The 18,055-nt window shown below is 51.2% G+C and carries 17 protein-coding genes and 1 pseudogene; 8 read left to right on the top strand and 10 right to left on the bottom strand.

The window, feature by feature from the left end; translation table 11 throughout:
• Positions 1 to 47 precede the first annotated feature (47 nt).
• Positions 48 to 1,613 carry a hypothetical protein gene (locus IPJ88_18395; GenBank protein ID QQR90086.1) on the bottom strand — a complete coding sequence of 522 codons (1,566 nt, stop codon included), beginning with the start codon at positions 1,611 to 1,613 and terminating at the stop codon, positions 48 to 50.
• 10 nt (positions 1,614 to 1,623) lie between these two features.
• Between IPJ88_18395 and IPJ88_18390 the strand changes: the two genes are divergently transcribed.
• Complete coding sequence (locus IPJ88_18390) at positions 1,624 to 2,343, top strand: sulfite exporter TauE/SafE family protein (GenBank protein ID QQR90085.1); 720 nt, start codon at positions 1,624 to 1,626, stop codon at positions 2,341 to 2,343.
• 6 nt (positions 2,344 to 2,349) lie between these two features.
• On the opposite strand, the gene IPJ88_18385 is transcribed toward IPJ88_18390, so the two are convergent.
• Positions 2,350 to 2,742, bottom strand: coding sequence for a hypothetical protein (locus IPJ88_18385; protein QQR90084.1), 393 nt, complete (start codon positions 2,740 to 2,742; stop codon positions 2,350 to 2,352).
• A 183-nt stretch (positions 2,743 to 2,925) separates the two neighbouring features.
• Here IPJ88_18385 and IPJ88_18380 point away from each other — a divergent pair, with 183 nt between their 5' ends.
• The 3 genes from IPJ88_18380 (at position 2,926) to IPJ88_18370 (ending at position 4,558) form a co-directional block, all read left to right on the top strand.
• Entirely contained in the window at positions 2,926 to 3,519 is a 594-nt protein-coding gene (locus tag IPJ88_18380; protein QQR90083.1) for a hypothetical protein, read from the top strand.
• Between the two features lie 209 nt (positions 3,520 to 3,728).
• Positions 3,729 to 4,259 (top strand): hypothetical protein, encoded by a 531-nt coding sequence (locus IPJ88_18375; protein QQR90082.1) that lies wholly within the window; start codon positions 3,729 to 3,731, stop codon positions 4,257 to 4,259.
• Positions 4,256 to 4,558: a hypothetical protein gene (locus IPJ88_18370; protein ID QQR90081.1), complete on the top strand. Its 303-nt coding sequence runs from the start codon at positions 4,256 to 4,258 to the stop codon at positions 4,556 to 4,558. The genes IPJ88_18375 and IPJ88_18370 overlap by 4 nt, the downstream gene beginning before the upstream one ends.
• A 130-nt stretch (positions 4,559 to 4,688) precedes the next feature.
• Here the strand turns inward: IPJ88_18370 and gdhA are convergent, their stop codons facing one another.
• From gdhA to IPJ88_18335, 7 genes and pseudogenes are all read right to left on the bottom strand, one after another.
• Positions 4,689 to 6,050: an NADP-specific glutamate dehydrogenase gene (gene gdhA / locus IPJ88_18365; protein QQR90080.1), complete on the bottom strand. Its 1,362-nt coding sequence runs from the start codon at positions 6,048 to 6,050 to the stop codon at positions 4,689 to 4,691.
• Positions 6,051 to 6,221: 171 nt separating this feature from the next.
• Complete coding sequence (locus IPJ88_18360) at positions 6,222 to 6,536, bottom strand: tetratricopeptide repeat protein (protein QQR90079.1); 315 nt, start codon at positions 6,534 to 6,536, stop codon at positions 6,222 to 6,224.
• Positions 6,533 to 7,057, bottom strand: coding sequence for a hypoxanthine phosphoribosyltransferase (gene hpt, locus IPJ88_18355; protein ID QQR90078.1), 525 nt, complete (start codon positions 7,055 to 7,057; stop codon positions 6,533 to 6,535). Before hpt ends, IPJ88_18360 begins: the two co-directional genes overlap by 4 nt.
• A gap of 6 nt (positions 7,058 to 7,063) precedes the next feature.
• Positions 7,064 to 7,852 (bottom strand): flagellar biosynthetic protein FliR, encoded by a 789-nt coding sequence (locus IPJ88_18350; GenBank protein ID QQR90077.1) that lies wholly within the window; start codon positions 7,850 to 7,852, stop codon positions 7,064 to 7,066.
• A gap of 310 nt (positions 7,853 to 8,162) precedes the next feature.
• Positions 8,163 to 8,419, bottom strand: a pseudogene (gene sctS, locus IPJ88_18345) (type III secretion system export apparatus subunit SctS).
• A gap of 9 nt (positions 8,420 to 8,428) precedes the next feature.
• On the bottom strand, positions 8,429 to 10,066 hold the full coding sequence (locus IPJ88_18340; protein QQR90076.1) for a zinc-ribbon domain-containing protein: 1,638 nt from the start codon (positions 10,064 to 10,066) through the stop codon (positions 8,429 to 8,431).
• 50 nt (positions 10,067 to 10,116) lie between these two features.
• Complete coding sequence (locus IPJ88_18335) at positions 10,117 to 10,617, bottom strand: nuclear transport factor 2 family protein (protein QQR90075.1); 501 nt, start codon at positions 10,615 to 10,617, stop codon at positions 10,117 to 10,119.
• Positions 10,618 to 10,654: 37 nt separating this feature from the next.
• Here IPJ88_18335 and IPJ88_18330 point away from each other — a divergent pair, with 37 nt between their 5' ends.
• Positions 10,655 to 11,161: a hypothetical protein gene (locus IPJ88_18330; protein ID QQR90074.1), complete on the top strand. Its 507-nt coding sequence runs from the start codon at positions 10,655 to 10,657 to the stop codon at positions 11,159 to 11,161.
• Positions 11,162 to 11,191: 30 nt separating this feature from the next.
• Here the strand turns inward: IPJ88_18330 and IPJ88_18325 are convergent, their stop codons facing one another.
• Positions 11,192 to 12,550 (bottom strand): sigma-54-dependent Fis family transcriptional regulator, encoded by a 1,359-nt coding sequence (locus IPJ88_18325; GenBank protein ID QQR90073.1) that lies wholly within the window; start codon positions 12,548 to 12,550, stop codon positions 11,192 to 11,194.
• Positions 12,551 to 12,760: 210 nt separating this feature from the next.
• Here IPJ88_18325 and IPJ88_18320 point away from each other — a divergent pair, with 210 nt between their 5' ends.
• From IPJ88_18320 to IPJ88_18310, 3 genes are all read left to right on the top strand, one after another.
• Positions 12,761 to 14,710: a hypothetical protein gene (locus tag IPJ88_18320; protein QQR90072.1), complete on the top strand. Its 1,950-nt coding sequence runs from the start codon at positions 12,761 to 12,763 to the stop codon at positions 14,708 to 14,710.
• Positions 14,711 to 14,732: 22 nt separating this feature from the next.
• Positions 14,733 to 16,682: a hypothetical protein gene (locus IPJ88_18315; GenBank protein ID QQR90071.1), complete on the top strand. Its 1,950-nt coding sequence runs from the start codon at positions 14,733 to 14,735 to the stop codon at positions 16,680 to 16,682.
• 336 nt (positions 16,683 to 17,018) lie between these two features.
• Positions 17,019 to 17,876, top strand: coding sequence for a hypothetical protein (locus IPJ88_18310; protein ID QQR90070.1), 858 nt, complete (start codon positions 17,019 to 17,021; stop codon positions 17,874 to 17,876).
• Positions 17,877 to 18,055: the final 179 nt, after the last annotated feature.

Here is an 18,055-nt window from a genome sequence, read left to right as displayed (position 1 = left end):
ACCAGAGACTACTGTATCCCCACAACTGTTTTGTCCGCCAGCACCTCCTAGTACTGTATTGCTGGCATCGGCAACGCAGACATGCGAGCTATCTTCAATTGCGGCGCGTGGCTGGCTGCCTTGCGCAGCCTGGTTGCGAGGCACTTGACCTGCGGAACCTGATCCACCATTGCTGCCACGTGCGCCACGCCCCGCAAACACAAAAGTTCCGAAAGCGTGATGCTGCCAGAAGGATTGATCACATGCAAAGCGATGGCCGGTTCCTCGTCACTCAATGCATCGCGTCCGTAGATGGCAAGTCGTTCGACTGAGCTTGCACGATTCATGTCCGCAACAATACTTAGAGCCGCACCACCATAGGCAGTCGTATTGGAAGGAGCGCGTAAATCCACCCGATACCCTTCCGGATCCAATTCTCGAAAATCGCGTCGATAACCGCCGTGCAAATGCAAACCTGCAGGCAGTGTAACACTTTCAATATAAGTGCCAGCAGCGATGAAAATATGAGAACGAATGGCGTCCGTCTCGAGTGTCTCTTCGGCACGTAGCACTGCTTCGGAAATGCTTTGAAGCGGCTTGCTCGGAGAGCCCGGGTTATTGTCGTCGCCATCCGGACTTACGTAAAAACTCTGCGTTACAATACCGTCTGCGCCATCGCAGTTTGTGTCGAGTGCATCGCCTTCGGCCAGCGAAGGTCCGGACTCATCGCTTTGCGAGCCAAAAACGCATTCACACCCCGTGGCAATCTGACCGTCCGCATCGACATGATCGCCAGGCGCTAAACCATCGAGCGTCTCTTCACAAAGCACGATACAGCTGGGAGCAAAGGGATCACCCCCGCAGGTTAGGGGTAAAGTTGGCGTACTACTAACGCTGCAATCACCACCGCAACGTCCGCAATGCTCAACAAACTGATCGTAGCCGCCCACAGCATTTTTAAAGTCTTCATCGATTGCGCCATCACAATCGTTGTCCTGTTCATCGCAGACTTCGTTGGGCACTTCACACTCTGAAAACTGACCATCCGTGCATTGGGCTCTGCCAACGCAAAAATTGCCTTCTGGATCTTCAAGTGCGCATGCCGCAGCGAAAAATTCGCCTTGCTCGCAAGAACAGCTTCCCCCCGAAGGAATACACGAGCCTTCGGTGCAACTGTAGCCTTCGGGGCATTCGTCCGTGCAGCGAATGCTGCAACGCAACTCATCGCTGATCGCAACGCAGCGAGCTCCAAGAGCTAGGCCGCAGTCACCATCATCGACGCAGGGCAAACACAGGTGCTGTTCTTCGGGTACGCACAACGAATTACGGCCGGGAATATAACCTGTCTCGCATTGCTGTGCGATACAAGTGGCTACATCGTCCAGAACTTCACAACCCACCGAAATCACGTAGCTACCGCTCGTAGTGCATGCGCGATCACATCCTCCGCAGTGCTCAGTGTGCACATACCGTCCGTCGGCATCACGAAAATCTTCATCAACGATCCCATCGAGGTCATCGTCTTCGTTGTTACAAAGCTCTTCTGAGCCTTGCGGAACTATGGGTGCATCAACTTCGTCGTCGACTAAAAGGTTGCGTGAACCACAACTCGGCAGTAGTACGAAACTGAGCATCCACAACGCTATGCATTTTGACATCCAACAACTCACGCTGGCATGGATAGTGACGGCATTTGCCGGTGTTGTACAGGGCACCATTGGTTTTGGCTACGCAGTCTTGTCCGTGCCTGTTTTGGCATTAATTAATCCCTTGTTTGCTCCGATGCCTCAGATTCTGATGTCTCTGCCCATGACCTCTTTTATGGCCTATCGCGAACGCTCTAATTTGGAATGGCAAGGCATTGGTTGGATCTTAATCGGACGCCTTCCAGGCACCATTGCGGGCGCTTGGCTATTGGTCGTAGCATCGCAAGTCGTGTTGCAACGAAGTTTAGCTTTGGTGGTGTTCTTGGCTGCGCTTATTATCGGCTCCGGAGTTTCATTACCGCGAACAAAATTAACCCGCACCGTAGCTGGTTTTATCTCTGGCATCGCAAGTATGACAAGCGCAATCGGCGGCCCTCCGTTGGCGCTATTGTACCGAGATCTTCCGGGTCCCGTCATGCGCTCCTCGCTTGGCGCCGTGTTTTTTGTGGGCGTTTTACTTAGCGCCATTGCGTTAACTTTTACAGGCCGCATCACCATGGACGTGCTTGTGATTGCAGCGCTGCTTAGCCCTGCCTTGCTTCTCGGCACCTACCTCTCCCGTTTCTTAACGGGCCGGGTAGAAGGTAAACCGCTACGTACCGCTACCCTCGCAGTGTCGGTGATGGCGGCAGTATTGGTGTTGATACGAAGCCTTTGAGTCGATCTATTTATTCTCGTCCACAACTGTGCACAGCCCGCTAATACACTGAGCACTGAGCTTGGGATTGGCGCCAATGGGACAACTCGGGCAATTGGGATTGACCTGATCGCATACGGCGTTAAAGTGTTCATTAATAAAATCAACATTTACTGCATCGAGTTCGTCTTGCGTGGGTATTCCACAAGGATCACAGCAGCCTTTTGATTCTAGAATGCATGTATCGACTGCTTCATCGCACACGCCCCAATCTGAAGCGTTGCCTGCATCGTCTGCTGAGGCATCGCCTTGTGCATCGCTTGATGCGTCTATGGACGCATCACTTTTCGGACTGGCTTCATCATCGCACGCGGCGAAGGCAAGCAGTAGGCATGGCAAAAGAAAAACAAGTCGCTTCATAAGGTCTCCACTGAGCTAAGGCTTTAATCGTAACAGCTCATAGCGCTGAGGCCATTTTTTCGTCGACCATCTAAAAAAATCCAACAAAATCAACCTTTCCCCTTTCTTTCTTTTTTCACTACAGATGCATATTTCGCCTACTTTGCCTTGCCGAAAGCGTAGGGGTGGAGCTACGATCCGCGCATGCGACCTTATCTTTGTTTAGCTGCCTTATGTGTTGCCGCGTCTCTTTATGCCTGCTCCGACAACAGTCTGCCAGGATTCGCTCAAGGTGGCCCAAGTTGCGTTGAGCTCGGTATTTTAGCACCAAGTGAAACGGAAACCAATCCCGATGACGGTTGCGCACTTCTACCCATCCCAGCGTCTGAGTGGAATGATTTTTCGGCTATCTACAGGCCGGACCTGAGTGATTTTTCAAGCACGCAACCCAACAACCCTATTTTCCAAATCCAAGACACACAAAATACCGAAACCGCCTGCGTTGATTTGCAAATGTTCACGCTCTCGGGTGATGGATGGAAAGGCCAAACCGGAGAGTATACACTTGATTGCGAAGGCAGCGGTTTATGCTTTTATGTTTATCCAAACTCAAAAGGCGTCTTAGCGACGGCCGGCGACATCACCATTCACGAGTTTCCCTCCGTCCCCGTCATTGAAGGCAAAGCCTATTCCATAGACCTTAGCAATGTAACTTTGGGCACTCCAGGACAAGAGTGCTATCACATCGACTCGCTACACCTCGAAGGCAGTTTCTCCGATCTAAGCGGCACCCTCTAGCCTATGGGTTGGGGACATGCTTTAGGCAAAAAAAAACAAAAGGATTTCGGTATGTTAGGAGTGCGACCGCGGAACCGTGCAAAAAAGCGGTTTCACCTTCCTAAACACTTAGTCTATTAAAAAACACGCATAAAACACGTCCCATATTGAAAGCTGAGCCCAGGGCAAGCAACGCTTACCTGACTTTACCAACATGCTATGCTCAAAAGATGCGAGAGATTTGCAGTGCAGCCAAAATCGAGCGCTTCATCAAAGAACTTGGCGAGCAGGCCAAGGGCCCCGGCACTGTTTATCTAACAGGCGGTGCTACTGCGGTGTTGATTGGATGGCGGCAGAGCACAGTGGATGTCGATTTGAAATTTGATCCCGAGCCTGCAGGGATATTTCAAGCCATTCCTTCTCTTAAAGAACACCTTAACATTAATGTTGAAATGGCCTCGCCGGACATGTTCATCCCACCAGCAAAGGGTTGGAAATCACGTAGTGAGTTAATTGTTCAAATCAAGACAGTTGAGTTCCGACATTTTGATTTTATCTCTCAAGCCCTAGCCAAAATAGAACGTGGCCATGAGCGTGACATAAGTGATGTAAGCGCCATGATCAAGCGCGGTCTCGTGAAGACAGAAAGCTTAAGAAGCCATTTTGAGTTGCTGAAACCCGATCTTCTTCGCTATCCGAGTATTGATCCCGAAGTATTCGAAGAAAAACTAAACACATACATCGACGATCATAAAACATGATAGCTTCATTGATCCATCTGCCTGGAGCCGCTATGGTCAAAAGAGGTATCAACGATCTAGAGTGCAATAGAATATCGGCTCACGCTCTTTTGGTGCTGTGTGCAATCACAAGACTGCGAACTTTGGGTTTGCGCGTGCCAAAGGACGAGAAGTTATGCGATCAGGCTGAACTCAAACTCTATGCCCTGTTGCAAAAAAGCCATTCAAAAGACGCCTACAGGCGATACAATTCGATGCGCCGAGAGCTTTGCAGCTTTATTCGGGCGCTCGAACACCAATCGCGTAGCGACGCGCTCTAAAATACAAGCACAGGATCTCAACGGCTCAGAAACACGAATGCGGAAAGGTGTAAAGGAACGGTTCCGCGTTCGTACTTGTATGCCATTGTAAAGTATGTAGAAATTCACACAAAGCATGTCCCCACCTTAGTTACACGATGCCGTAGGCGACCATGGCGTCGGCTACTTTGACGAAGCCTGCGATGTTGGCGCCCTTGACGTAGTTAACGAAGCTTTTTTGATCGCCGTATTCGACACAACGTTTGTGAATGGTGTGCATGATGCCTTGCAGTCGTTCATCGACCTCTTCACGTTTCCAAAAGATGCGAAGAGCGTTTTGGCTTTGCTCAAGACCTGAGACAGCAACGCCGCCTGCGTTGGCGGCCTTGCCAGGTGCGTATGCGATTTTTGCGTTCAAAAAAACGGCAATAGCATCAAGGGTTGAAGGCATGTTGGCCCCTTCGGCGACGCCCACACAGCCGTTATTGATGAGGGCTCGGGCATCGTCGCCTCCCAGTTCGTTTTGAGTTGCGCAAGGAAAGGCCAGATCGGCTTTGGTGCGCCAGGGGCGCTTGCCGTGGTGAAACTCGCTGCCTTTGAACTGCGATGCGTATTCACGAATACGACCACGGCGTTTTTCTTTAAGCTCAATCACCCACTTAAGTTTTTCTTCATCGATACCGTTTGGATCGTAAATAAAACCACCAGAATCCGACATCGTAAGCACCTTGACCCCAAGCTGAATGAGTTTCTCGGTGCAGTATTGCGCGACGTTTCCCGAGCCCGACACCAACGCGGTTTTACCTTTCAGACCCTGGCTGCGATGCTCGAGCATTTCTTTCATGAAATAAACGGCGCCATAGCCAGTGGCTTCGGTGCGAATTAAGCTTCCACCGTAGGTGATGCCCTTGCCGGTCATCGTGCCGGTGTGTTGGTTGGCAAGGCGTTTGAATTGACCAAACAGGTAGCCAATTTCGCGGCCGCCAACGCCAATATCCCCGGCGGGCACGTCGGTATAGGGCCCGATATGGCGAAGCAATTCGGCCATGAGCGCTTGGCAAAAACGCATCACTTCATGATCGCTCTTGCCCTTGGGATCAAAGTTCGACCCACCTTTGGCGCCGCCCATCGGCAGACCCGTGAGACTATTTTTAAACACTTGCTCGAAGCCCAGAAATTTCAGCACACCAAGGTTGACGGAAGGATGAAAACGCATGCCGCCTTTGTAAGGCCCGATGGAGTTGTTGAACTGCACGCGCCAAGCGCGATTCACACAGGTGCGCTGCTTGTCGTCTTCCCAGGTCACACGAAAAATCACCACACGATCAGGTTCCGTGATGCGCTCAAGAATGTTTGCACTTTGATAGTCTTTGCGATCCAACACCAAGGGCATGATGTCATGAACCACTTCGCGTACGGCTTGATGGAATTCGGGTTGAGCCGGATTCTTAGCAACCAGCTCCTGCATGAATCGATTAACTTCGCGTTCCGCCGTCGTGTTGTCGCTACTCATGATGTCCTCGTTTCAAAGCCAGTTTTGGGGATGCGCGCGCACGTTACAAAGAGCATGGCCGCTAGGCCAGTCCAAAAAACGGAAGATGACAAAACAGGCATGTTTTTAGCTATTTCCATGCCAAACGTGGCATGTTTATTGACATTTAATGCCAAATTGCATTGATGGCTTTTAAACAAGCAATGCAGCGGAGGCAGCGTGGAGTTCGGAAAGGGCGTGCGTGTCGTTGGCTCCGGCTGCCACCTGAATGCCGCGATCGAACCATGATTTTGCCAGCACCAGGTCGCCACCTTCTTGGGCGCATTGTCCTGCCATAAGATAAGTGGGCACGTAGTCAGGGAATCGCGCGCTTACTTCATCAAAAGCAACTAAGGCCTCGGCAAGTTTGCGTGCTTTGCGCAGCTCCATCGCATAAGCGTACCAGTGAAAAGGATCCGCTGAGCCAGCATCGATCACTTGCTTTAACATGTCGAGTCGATCGCTCATGATTCGTTTTCAAGAATGCCGAGGTAGGGAAGGTTGCGGTAGCGCTCATCAAAATCCATGCCGTATCCGACGACAAACACATCGTCGATGGTAAAGCCAAGATAGTCGATGTTGATCATGGTTTTGGTACGGGCAGGTTTGTGAAGAAGGGAAGCGAGCTTAACGGAGTTGGGTTTGCGCGTGGCCAGGTTCTCAAATAGGTAGTCCATGGTAAGACCGGTATCGACGATGTCTTCGATGACAATCACATCTTTGCCTTCAATAGGATGGTTTAGGTCGTGTGTGATTTGCACGATGCCCGAGCTTTGTGTGCCGCCTTCATAGCTGCGCAGTCCGAGAAAATCGGTTTTGAGCGGCAAGTTAATCGTTCTCGCTAAGTCAGCCGCAAACACAAAACTGCCTTTGAGCACGATGATAAGCACCAAGTTTTTCCCTTGGTAGTCTTGCTCAATGGCTTTGCCCATCTCTTGCACGCGCTTTGCAATAGTGGCCTCGTCAAATAAAGCTTTGGGTCGTTTCATGGTGCTTTATCTAGCAAACTCTAGAATAAGTGTCTTTGCCGAAACGACGGCCGTCTGAAAAATATCGAGCGCATGTTGGCCAAATACCGCTAAACTTATCATGATCGCAAAAATGCTAAGTGCTGTTTTGAGGGGAACACTCAGAAAAAAAGCTGAAAATTGCGGACTGATTCGATTGATCCAGCCCATGCTCAGATCGCTTAGCACCAGGGTTGCCGCAACGGGTGTGGCAAAAAGCAGGGTAAACCATAGCGCATCGGCAACTAAACGAGAGCTGCCGAGCGCGAGCGCCTGAAGATGAACATTGCTCGGCCCTACTCCTGCAAGGGGGACATCAAGCAGGGTTTGAGCAAAACGATCCACGGCAAAACGAAGTCCGCCCATGGAGGCAAACAGGGCGATGGCAAAATAGAAGAACAATTTTTGTAGGCCCCCGGATGAATTGTCGGAAAACGAAAAACCTTGCCAGTGATGACTTAACTGACCGGCCCAGCCCATGGCCCAAAAAGGCACGGCACTTGCAATCGCAAACAAAAGACCGATGCCAAACTCGCGCAGCACAATCAAAGGTAGTTCAAGCGCTGTCGGTGGGTTTAGTAGGCCTTGTGAAGTGGCAAGTGGGAAAAGCGCGAGTAAAAAACCAAAAGCTAAGCTTGCACGTATCATCCAAGGTAAATTGCCGAGCGTAAGCCAGGGGCTCAGCAGAAAAAGTGGCGTGATGCGCAGAGCAAGCAGCAATGCTGTCCAGAGCAAGGCGTGTTGTGAAGCAGGATCGATAAGGTGTTCAAGAATCATGAGAACCGAACTTGGGCAAATCCCAACTGTAACCGGCCAGTTGGTGACAAAAGTCAGCAGTTAACAAAAAAGTATGCGAACACGAGGACAAAGCTAGAGGAAAATTCTTTTTTCGAGGTTTTCGTAGATTCTCCGCAGGTCTAGGGCCCCCGGAGTTCACTTCGCTGGAACTCCGCCCCAGACACTCTCACAGGGGCGAGGACGATTATACTCCAGTATATGAGGACGAGCCCCGAGGACGTAAGCCGAATATACGGAAACCTCGGAAAAAGTGCTCGAAGGCATTAGGGACTGACCAGTTACTTCCAACTTAAGGCCACATGCTCCACAACATTTGCGTGAAGTTCAAGAGTTCTTGCCCCATCCAGTTTCCAAAAACACCAGCACGGCACCAACTGCAAGGATTTTGGGGACAAAACTAAGGCTGCTGTCTTGGATTTGGGTGCTGGCCTGAAAGACTCCAACTCCGATGCCAACCAGCATACTTGCAAGCAATGCGGGCGCCGAAAGCAGCAGCACCAAATGAAGACTGTCCATGGTCAGGTTCGTGATGGTCTCAGCTGACATCGCGTTAGACTAAGCTCCTGGCTGGAATACCAAAGGAAACGGCACTTCGGTGCTCTCGCTTGAAATTGGAAAGCGCCAACGCCGTACAGAACTCATAATGCAATTTTTAAGGTTACCAACGGTAGGGCCGTTTACGGTTGCCTTGCTCACCGAGCCCGTCGGACTGACTGTAAGGCGAACATCAATCCGAACGGTGTTGTTGTTGCCCGAGGAGCGCGCGGCAAGTTCATAGCAGCGTTGGAGTGACGAGCGGTTCTTTGAAACCACGGCACGCACCTGAACACTGCTAAGGGGCTTTGCCGTAGTTTTTGTTGATGATGAGGTTTTTATACCAGTCGGGCCGCTGCCTTCTGATTGCGAATACTTGTCCAAGAGTTGCTGATCTTTGCTGTTAAGTTTGCTGTCCGTGGAACTGCTTTTTGCTTTGCTGGAACCAGAGGATGAGCTTGAGCTGCGATTTTTCTTCTTATCGCTTTTTTTCTCCGTGGACTCTTCTTCAGCGGGAGCAACTTCGACTTCAGGCTCCGCAAGATCCACCGGTTCAACCTCCGCAAGTTTTATGCTGGGCTTGCTCGGAAGATTGGCTTCAGTTTGTTCAGCGGCTTGAGCTTTGCCATCGTTTCCATTGAGCCAATGGCTTGCTACGACCAGAGCCAGCGTGACACCAAAGGCTGCCGAGGCGACAAGTACGGCCAAAGCCGCCAGGGGCAAGCCTTTGCCTCCCATTTTGTCGCCAGTGCGAAGCGCGTGCACGCCTTTGCTTACAGCCTCAATGCCTGGTCGAATTGAAGCAGCGCTTTTGCTTGCGAACTCTTTGGCAAGCTCCGTGATCGACGGGCGGTTCGTCTCCGTGTCAATGTTTTCCTGATGCCCGATTTTTGCTGTGGCGGTAGGCTCACCCACAGCTTCGGATGGAATTGCGATACCCAAGGGCGGAGCGACTTCGGGATCCGAAGTGGGCTCTCCAATATTGAGGTTAAGGCTCAAGCCGGAGTCGTCAATCACGGTGGAGTCAAAGCCAATGTTGGCGAGATCTTCATTCTGCGACTCACTGCGCTCGGCTTGAGCAGCTACTTCGAAGGTTGAGCGTGGTGCGCTTGAGCCACCAGGAAGCTTAGCTGAGGATGAGCCCGCGCGGGATTTGGATTGGGCTATGGAGCTGCTTGAGGCAATGGGAGGCCATGACGAAAGTCTTTCGGCGCTCCAACTCCGAAGCTCGGGGACTTTGGAAAGAGCTGTCCAGTCGCTAAAGCCGTCGCGCCAGACAAGTGATTCGGCGGTGAGTTTGCCTTGGTCAAAAAATGCTTTGATTTGATCGACACTGAACGGGCCTTGTGGCTTGTTATCCAATGCCGCATGCCATTGCTCGCTTAAAGGCAAATCCTCTGGGGCAAGAGCAGAAGAGGAAGTCACACTTTTCTCAAAGCTTTTTCCGAGCAAAGAACCCGATGCACTCTTGGTGATTGGCGTGGGCACTGCCGTTTTTGCATTGTCTTTTGCGGGAGCAGGGTGGCTGGATGGAGCAAACGCACCACGAATAATGATGTCGTGTCCGCATTTGCGACATTTCATGCGCAACGTGCGCCCTGCAACTCTATCGTCGCTTATCTGATATTTCGCTTTGCAGTGGTTACAGAGAAACTTCATGATCGCTTTCGTGGGGATAGTCTCGCATCGAGTGTATCACACCCTTTTTTCTACATCCCAGAGACAATGGTAAAGGTGTCACCGCTTCGATCCAAAATTAATCGGTTATCGGCAAGTCTTCTTGACCAGCTACTTTCACCGTCTGGCTTTTTTAGGCGAAAATTCCCGGTGTAGGTGTAGTCAACATACACACGATCACCCCGATGTTGAATGTTGCGGTAGCGGATTTCGTATCGAACATCGATAATGCTTTGCTTCCAAGATTTTAGTTTTTCTTGAAGCTTTTCGTAGTCGATGTCGTCCGCTCCGTGTGGCGTGCCATTGTCATCGAGGTAGCTCGGTGAAGCGAGGGAAAGGAGCTTGGCGATATCACGTGCTTCGATGGCCTTGCGGTACAGTTCGACAAATTCCAATACTTCTCGGTTTTTGGAGTTGTCATCGACGGTGGTGTTGGGAATATTACTTCCACCGCAAGCGGCTAAGGGCAAAGCAAGCAAAAGCAGTAAGCTTAGTCTAAGGGCAAGTGTTTGGTGTTTCGTCGTACGATGCATGCGCAATCCTAACAAAAGGTATGGTATCAATATAGCCATGAATGGGGCCCCTGTGAAATATCGCGTACTTATTAACGGGGCGGAGCATGAAGTTTCCATAAAAACCACGAAACAAGGCGTTACTTTTGAAGTGGACGGCAACGCTTTCACGACCGAGGTAGCGGAATTTCCGGGAGGTTTGAGCTTCCTAAGGGATTCAGAGGTCTACGACCTCGTCTTTGATGAGGAGCAGATCCACCGCAGGGGACGACAATTTAGTTTTCATGCCAGGGCCATTGAAGAGCAAGGATTGACTTCGGGAATCACAGCGCAGCAAATGGGCAAGATGTCCTTAGTCTCGCCCATGCCAGGCCGCATTTTAAAGCTGAATGCAAGCAAGGACAGTGTGGTTGAAAAAGATCAGGCACTGGTAGTGATTGAAGCGATGAAGATGGAAAACGAAGTACGATCACCAGAAAAAGGTCGCATCGTAGCTATGGGTGTGGCCGAAGGACAAAGTGTAGAGCGGGGCACGGTTTTACTTGAGATTGAGATCGAAACGTAAAACTGACGGCTCTAAAGCATCTCGTTTGGATCAGCTAATCCCAAATTCTTTTATTTTGTAAAGCAACGCGCGATGGCTGATTTCAAGTATCTTGGAGGCCGCTGTGCGATTTCCCTGTGTTTTTTCCAAAGCGCGGCGAATTAACGTTTCTTCGATGTGCCTTACCGTCTTTTTAATCGATAGCTCTTCTGAAGAAAGCGCCATGCTCATGGTGTTGGTATGCTCCTTTAGACGCTCGGGTAAGTCTTGCTCTTTAATCACGTCATCTTCTGTGAGTACGCACGCGCGTTCGATAACATTTTCAAGCTCGCGCACATTGCCAGCCCAGATGTGATTGATCAGCAATTTTCCAGCCTCTGCGCTCAATCCGCGAACCTGTGTGCCAAGGCGCTTGTTGTTCTTTTCGATGAAATGTTCACACAAAAGGAAAATGTCTTCTTTTCGATCGCGAAGTGGCGGCACTTTGATCTGAAGGACGTTAAGGCGATAGAAAAGGTCCTCACGAAAGCGTTTTTCAGCGATTTCTTCGCGTAAATCGCGCATGGTCGCTGCTATCAAGCGTACATCAACTCGGCGATCGGCCGTATCACCAAGTCGGCGAATGGTATGCTCTTGCAAGGCGCGTAAGAGTTTGACTTGCAGAGCGAGAGGAAGTTCTCCGATTTCATCGAGAAAAAGAGTTCCCCCATTGGCTTCCTCGAACAAACCCCGTTTATCCGAGGATGCATCGGTAAATGCGCCTTTCTTGTGGCCAAAGAGCTCACTCTCCAATAGCGCCTCTGGAATGGCTCCGCAGTTTACCCCAACAAAGGGTTTGTCTTTGCGTGAACTTCCTTGATGCAGCGCTCGGGCAACAAGCTCCTTTCCCGTCCCGCTCTCGCCTGTGATGAGCACGGTGGTTTTGTATTCGGCAACCTTGTTGATGGTGCGAAACACCTGCTCCATAGCTTCACTTTTGCCAAGCAATTCTGCAAAGGTGTGTTTATCACGCAGGCTTTGCTTGAGCGCTCGGTTCTCGCGTCTTAAGGCTTCGCGCTCTTCGGCTTTATGAAGCGCGATGAGGACCTCGTCTTGTTTGAAGGGCTTGGCCACATAATCATAGGCGCCGGCTTTCATAGCTTCGATTGCCAGATCAACCGAGCCGTAGGCGCTCATCACAATGACCGTGGCAGTGCACCCTCGTGTATTCAGTTCGGTGCAGAGCTCAATCCCGCTCATGCCGGGCATACGTACATCGGCCAGGACAAAGTCGGGTCCAAAGGTTTCCACTTGTTGCAATGCTTCTTCGGCACTCGCTGCCGTCTGCACGTCGTAGCCTTCTTTGCTAAGCAAGGTACGAAGCACAAGTCGGAGGTTTTCCTCGTCATCCACAATGAGCACACGCCGCATAAGATCCATCTTAGAATTGATCCGGCGCTTCAGGCAGAAAATTGCAAAAAAGACTGAGTTTTGCTTGGAATAGGAGTTTGAATGCGTATTTCGTAGCAAAAACTCTTTTTTCTCTTGAATAGCTTTTTTCGTAACCACAACCGATCTGCACTAAAGTATCGAATTTTTTATGGTATCGGAGGGTAACTAGGTTATTATACCGTCACGACCATGTGGTATCGGCATAGTGTTTTTAGGGACTTTCGCAAAAATGCCCCTTTTATAGCGCTGGTTGCGACGGCAACTTTTGCTCAAATGGCTTGTGTCGATCGCGAGCTCAAGCCAATTACGCCCTGCACGATGCTCGGCACGACGGTCAATATTCAACAAAACCCGACCAACAAAGTTGATCTGCTTTTTGTGATCGACAATTCGCGTTCGATGCGTGATGAGCAGCAAGAGCTTGCAAACAAAATAAAGCGCATGGTGGATGTGCTCAGCACGGGCGATCTCGACCCGGACGATGACCAAGATCTGCAGAGTTTTTCGCCCGTTGAAGATCTTCACGTTGGAGTGCTGTCTACCGATATGGGCGGCGGAGGCGAGTGCACGGAGTTGGGCGATGATGGATTGCTCCAAACCGTTCCAGATCCCACAGACCCGGCCTCGTGCGACACAAGCTATCCGAGTTTCCTTACTTTTGGCTGCGATCAAGACACGGGCGTGTGCACGCCTACGCAAGCTCAACTTTCCGATGAGGTGTCGTGTCTGGTCCAAGTTGGCATTGGTGGCTGCAACAATGAGCAAGCTCTTGAATCGCTTCTCAAGGGCCTATCGGATCCAGCCACCGAGGAGCCTGTTGCTTTTCTGAGCGGCGCCGGACACGGCGGCGATGGCGCGAACACTGGCTTTTTACGTAGCAACACAGTGCTTGCGATTGTTTTGCTGAGTGATGAAGACGATTGCTCTGCCCGCGATACGGCTATTTTTGCTAGCGCGAGTCAGGACGCTTATCTGACCCCTGAGAACGACGAATGGAAGTTCAATACTCAGTTTCGCTGCTCTGATGATCCGAAGATTGGTTGGGGCGCCGATGACGCGGTCTACACCGCTGGTGGTTTTGAGGGGACAAACACGGGCATCCTTTATCCGGTGTCACGTTATGTTGATGGTTTACTAAAGTTAAGATCCGATAGGCCGGACCTGTTGGTATTTGCCGCGATTACAGGCGTACCTTCGGACCTCGTGAGTTCACGTGACTCAGGTGGTCGCTTGGTATTTGATTACGAAGCGATACTAAACGATCCACGCATGCAACATACCGTCAAAGATGACCTTTCAGGGCAGGTGTTGCCGATAGACCGCAAGCTTGAGCCAGCTTGCAATCCAGCTCGTCCTGATGGCCTGGATGCAGCATCTCTTGAGCCTCCCATTCCCGCCAGACGCATCACGCGCCTAGCTCGCGATCTCGATGAAGCTACAGGTGAGCAAACCAGCGTACTTCAATCGATATGCGAAGAAGATTTTACGGATGCTCTTGATGCGATTATCGGGCGTATTAGCGATCGTTTAGGCAATGTGTGTTTGCCTCGCGATCTGTCGAAGAGTGCGGATGGTCGGGTGAATTGTGCCGTGGTTGAAACCTTGGCCGCCGAAGGTAGCGTTGATACAATTACTGAGTACACCCCCGAGCAGTTGGAAGGTCGTGGACGCGAATTTGTTCGCAGCGAAGAGGGCCGAAATGTCTATCGGGTAGCGCAGCTCTCGACATTGACTGAGGGCGGCGGATGCGCAGTGCCCGAAGGCGCCGGCTGGTTCTACGATGATTGCAGCGCTGAAGTGATTGATAGCTGTGGCGAAGGCGGCCAGCGCATTCGCTTTAAGGAGGGCTCAGAGGCTCCACCTGCTGCAGACATTCATCTCGAGTGTTTTCAGCCCACAAAACAAGTTGTCGCGGGCGATACCGGAACCTTGGGCGGCCCGTGTAGTGCCGGAGAACTTGAACTCTGCGCCACTTGGCCCGATAGTCTCCCGGACGGAGACAAACCTTTCTTACGTTGCGAGCCCACTGGGCAGACATGTCAGTATTACTGTGAAAACGACGCACACTGCCCCAATACATCCTTTGTTTGCGATACCGAACGAAGGGTGTGCGTGAATCCAACTTGTAATAATCTGTAGCTGAGTCAAAATGAGGATTGATATGAAAAATACCGCTAGCTTTTATCTTTACCCATCCTTAATGGCTCTGATGCTTCTTTGGGGTTGTCCAAACCGCGATCTTAGACCGCTTACTCCCTGCGTGGTCTCTGGTGTTGTGGCTGAGGTTCAGCAAAACCCAGCCGACAAAATCGATATCTTGTTCATGATCGATAACTCCAATTCCATGACCGAGGAGCAGGGTGCCTTGGCTCAAGAATTTGCAACGATGGTTAACGTACTGACCACAGGCGAGCTTGAGATCGAAACCGAAAACGGTACCGAAACTAAAACCTTTTCGCCTGTGACGGATATGCACATTGGCGTGGTTTCAAGTGATATGGGTGTGGGATCCGCTGATATTAACGCGGTCGGCACTTGCGGCAACGATTCGCGTGATGCTGGATACGATCAAACGATTGGTGACGATGGCCTGCTCCAAACGGCTGGGGACACCAGCAATCCAGCGTGTGCTGAGTCCTATCCCAGTTTTTTGACCTATTCGTGTGACGACAACGGCAATTGCAATCCCAGCTCTTCTGTTCTTGCCTCCGATTTTACCTGCGTGGCCAAGCTAGGTGTCGGCGGTTGCGGTGTGGAGCAGCAGCTTGAGTCTGTGCTCAAGGCGCTTTCCGATCCTGCAGCGACTGATCCGGTGACCTTTCAGAACGGTGAAGGCCACGGCAGCAACGGTGATGAGACGCTAGGAGTTGCTCCGGGCGCCAACGCTGGCTTTGTTCGGGACGATTCGCTCTTGGCGATTATTATGATCACCGACGAAGATGATTGCTCGACCTCGAACCCTGACGTGTTTACGGCAGTTTCTCAGAACAGCGAGTGGAACTCTCCACTCAACCGTATTCCCGCATTTCGCTGTGCTAGCAATCCAGCCATCAGTGGCGCTGAAGTCCTCTATCCAACGCAGCGCTATATCGAAGGTCTCTTGAAGTTGCGTGAAGATCGGGAACAACTGTTGGTGTTCGCGGCTATTACGGGCGTACCTCAGGACCTCGTGGACAATAATACCTCAAACGGTGACATCAATTTTGATGCTGTATTAGGCGATAATGCCGAGCCAACCCATCCGTTGACTGAGACCGAAATGCTGACTGCTAACAGTTCCGGGGTATGCATCAACGGTGACGTCCGTGATGCGCTTAGGCCTGCCTGTGGTCAATGGACCGAAGGAACATGCTCAGGGGTTGATCCGGCGGATCAGTTTGCGTTCCCTGCTCGCAGGATTGTTGAAGTGGCCAAGGGTCTTAATGACCTTACGGGCGGCAACAGTGTTGTTCAGTCCATCTGTCCGGTGGAGGTAACACCCGGCAACTTTGTGACGGACTTTAGTGGTGCACTGACCCAGATTCTCAACAAGATTGGTGATGCGATTAGCGGAAGCACTTGTTTGCCACGTGAACTTAATCGCAACACGGAAGGCCTGGTTAATTGTGACGTCGTTGAAACCTTGCCTCTTGGCGAGACCTGTGAATCGTACCCTGGTCGAACCTTGCGTGAAGTCAGCGCTGAAGGCAACGAGGTGTGTGTGATCGAGCAGCTTGTCACGCAATCAAGCGCCACGGGCTTTCCAGAGGGCGAAGGTTGGTTCTACGATGATTTCACCACCAAAGAAAAAGATGGCACCGAGTCCAAGCGCTTGCTGTCGTGTGGTGATGATGGCCAACGAGTTGCATTCACAAGTACGCCGCCAGCTAACGTGCGCATCAGGCTTGAGTGCACGCAACCCGTTCAAAACGTCGATGAAGCCGTCGAAGGTGGGTTGGGCACACCTTGTGCGAATGATGGTCCATGTACGGCGGAAGGTTTGGCGTGTGAGACAAACAGCGGAACGTGTCAGTTTAGCTGCACGACTAATGCAGACTGCGCTAGTAAGATCTCCTCCGCCTATGTTTGTGATACCGATTCAGGCTTCTGCGTGAATCCTACTTGCAACTAAAAATTAGCGGTTACGGTGCTATAAAGGGCAGGCCCCTGAAAATCCATCCAGCATGGAATGAGGCCTGCTGCAGCGCCCTGGCTCGATCAAATCAATCGGGCCGCTGAGAGCATTTTCCAATACAATTGATTCGATTCTCGCTTGTCCAGAGCGACTGATGCTGCGTTGCTCCTCCTCGCCGTAGCACCACTACGACTCGTCGTCGCGCCTTGCTTCAGTCGCTCTGTCCTGCGCGATATTTCGATCAATTGTATTAGAACGTGCTCAAGGTAGCAAAATAGAAAGTTTTTCGTTAGAGTCCGGCCTTCTAGATAAGCAGTGTAAGGAGGCTCGAGAATGAATTATCTAAACAAGTACTTGGTTGCCGGTATGGTGACGTTGTTTGCACTGAGTGCACAAGCCCAAGATGGCGCAAGTAAAACTGTTGAGACAAAAGCTGCTCCAAAGGTTGAAGCCAAAGCAGCGGTTAAAGCAGAAGCAAAAACTACAGCAAAACCTGAGGCCAAAGCAGAAGCAAAAGCGGCAACAAAGCCCGAGGCCAAAGTGGAAGCAAAGGCTCCCGTTGCTACAAATGAAGAAGCAGCGGCTACCGAACAGGCCGTTGCAGAAGAGCCTGTGGCAGACAGCTCTGCTGAGGCTGAAACCCAGGGTATGGTTGAGACAAGTGCCGTTGAGCTCGAAGATGATGAAGAAATGGGCGACGACTCGGTCGTTGGTCGGCTTGGTGTGGGTTATTTCACAACGAGTGCTCCAGTGGGTATTCGTCGTTGGGCTTCGGATAAATGGGGTTACGATCTCGGCATCGGCTTGGGCGTCCAGTCGAAGAATTCCTCTCATCCAGAGACGGCATGGAATGCCAACCTTGAAGTGGGTGTTCTGTACGCCTTGACGCACCTTGAAAACATTATTGTTTTCGTGCGTGGTGGCGTAGGCGCTGGCCTCGATGACAACGGCGGTACCAACGAGGATGCCAGTTTCAACATGAACCTCAATGCAACGCTTGGTGGCGAGTTTTTCCTCACAGCCCTTGGTTTTCCAAACCTAAGTCTCAGCGGCGGCATTGGCGCATCGCTTGGTATCACGAAGCCTGACGTGGGCGATACCGAAGTGGGCTTTTCGACAGGTTCCTATGGTGTAAACATTGTATCGTCTGCTGCTGTTGCAGGCATGCTTGGTTTCCACATCTACTTGTAGAGTCTGATTCTCAGAGAGAAAAGCCGGTTTCAGATAGTTGAAACCGGCTTTTTTTGTGCTCGACTTCGATGATCAACTTGCTATCGCTTGGTGGCGGCCGTCGGCGGAGGGGCGTTGTTTTCACCGATCGAGCACGCAAAGAGCATGGATTGATTTGATACGATACTAGGCATCCGAAT

The sequence above is a fragment of the Myxococcales bacterium genome (assembly GCA_016699535.1).
Classification (GTDB): Bacteria; Myxococcota_A; Polyangia; order Polyangiales.
This window is presented reverse-complemented; position numbering and strand designations above follow the sequence as displayed.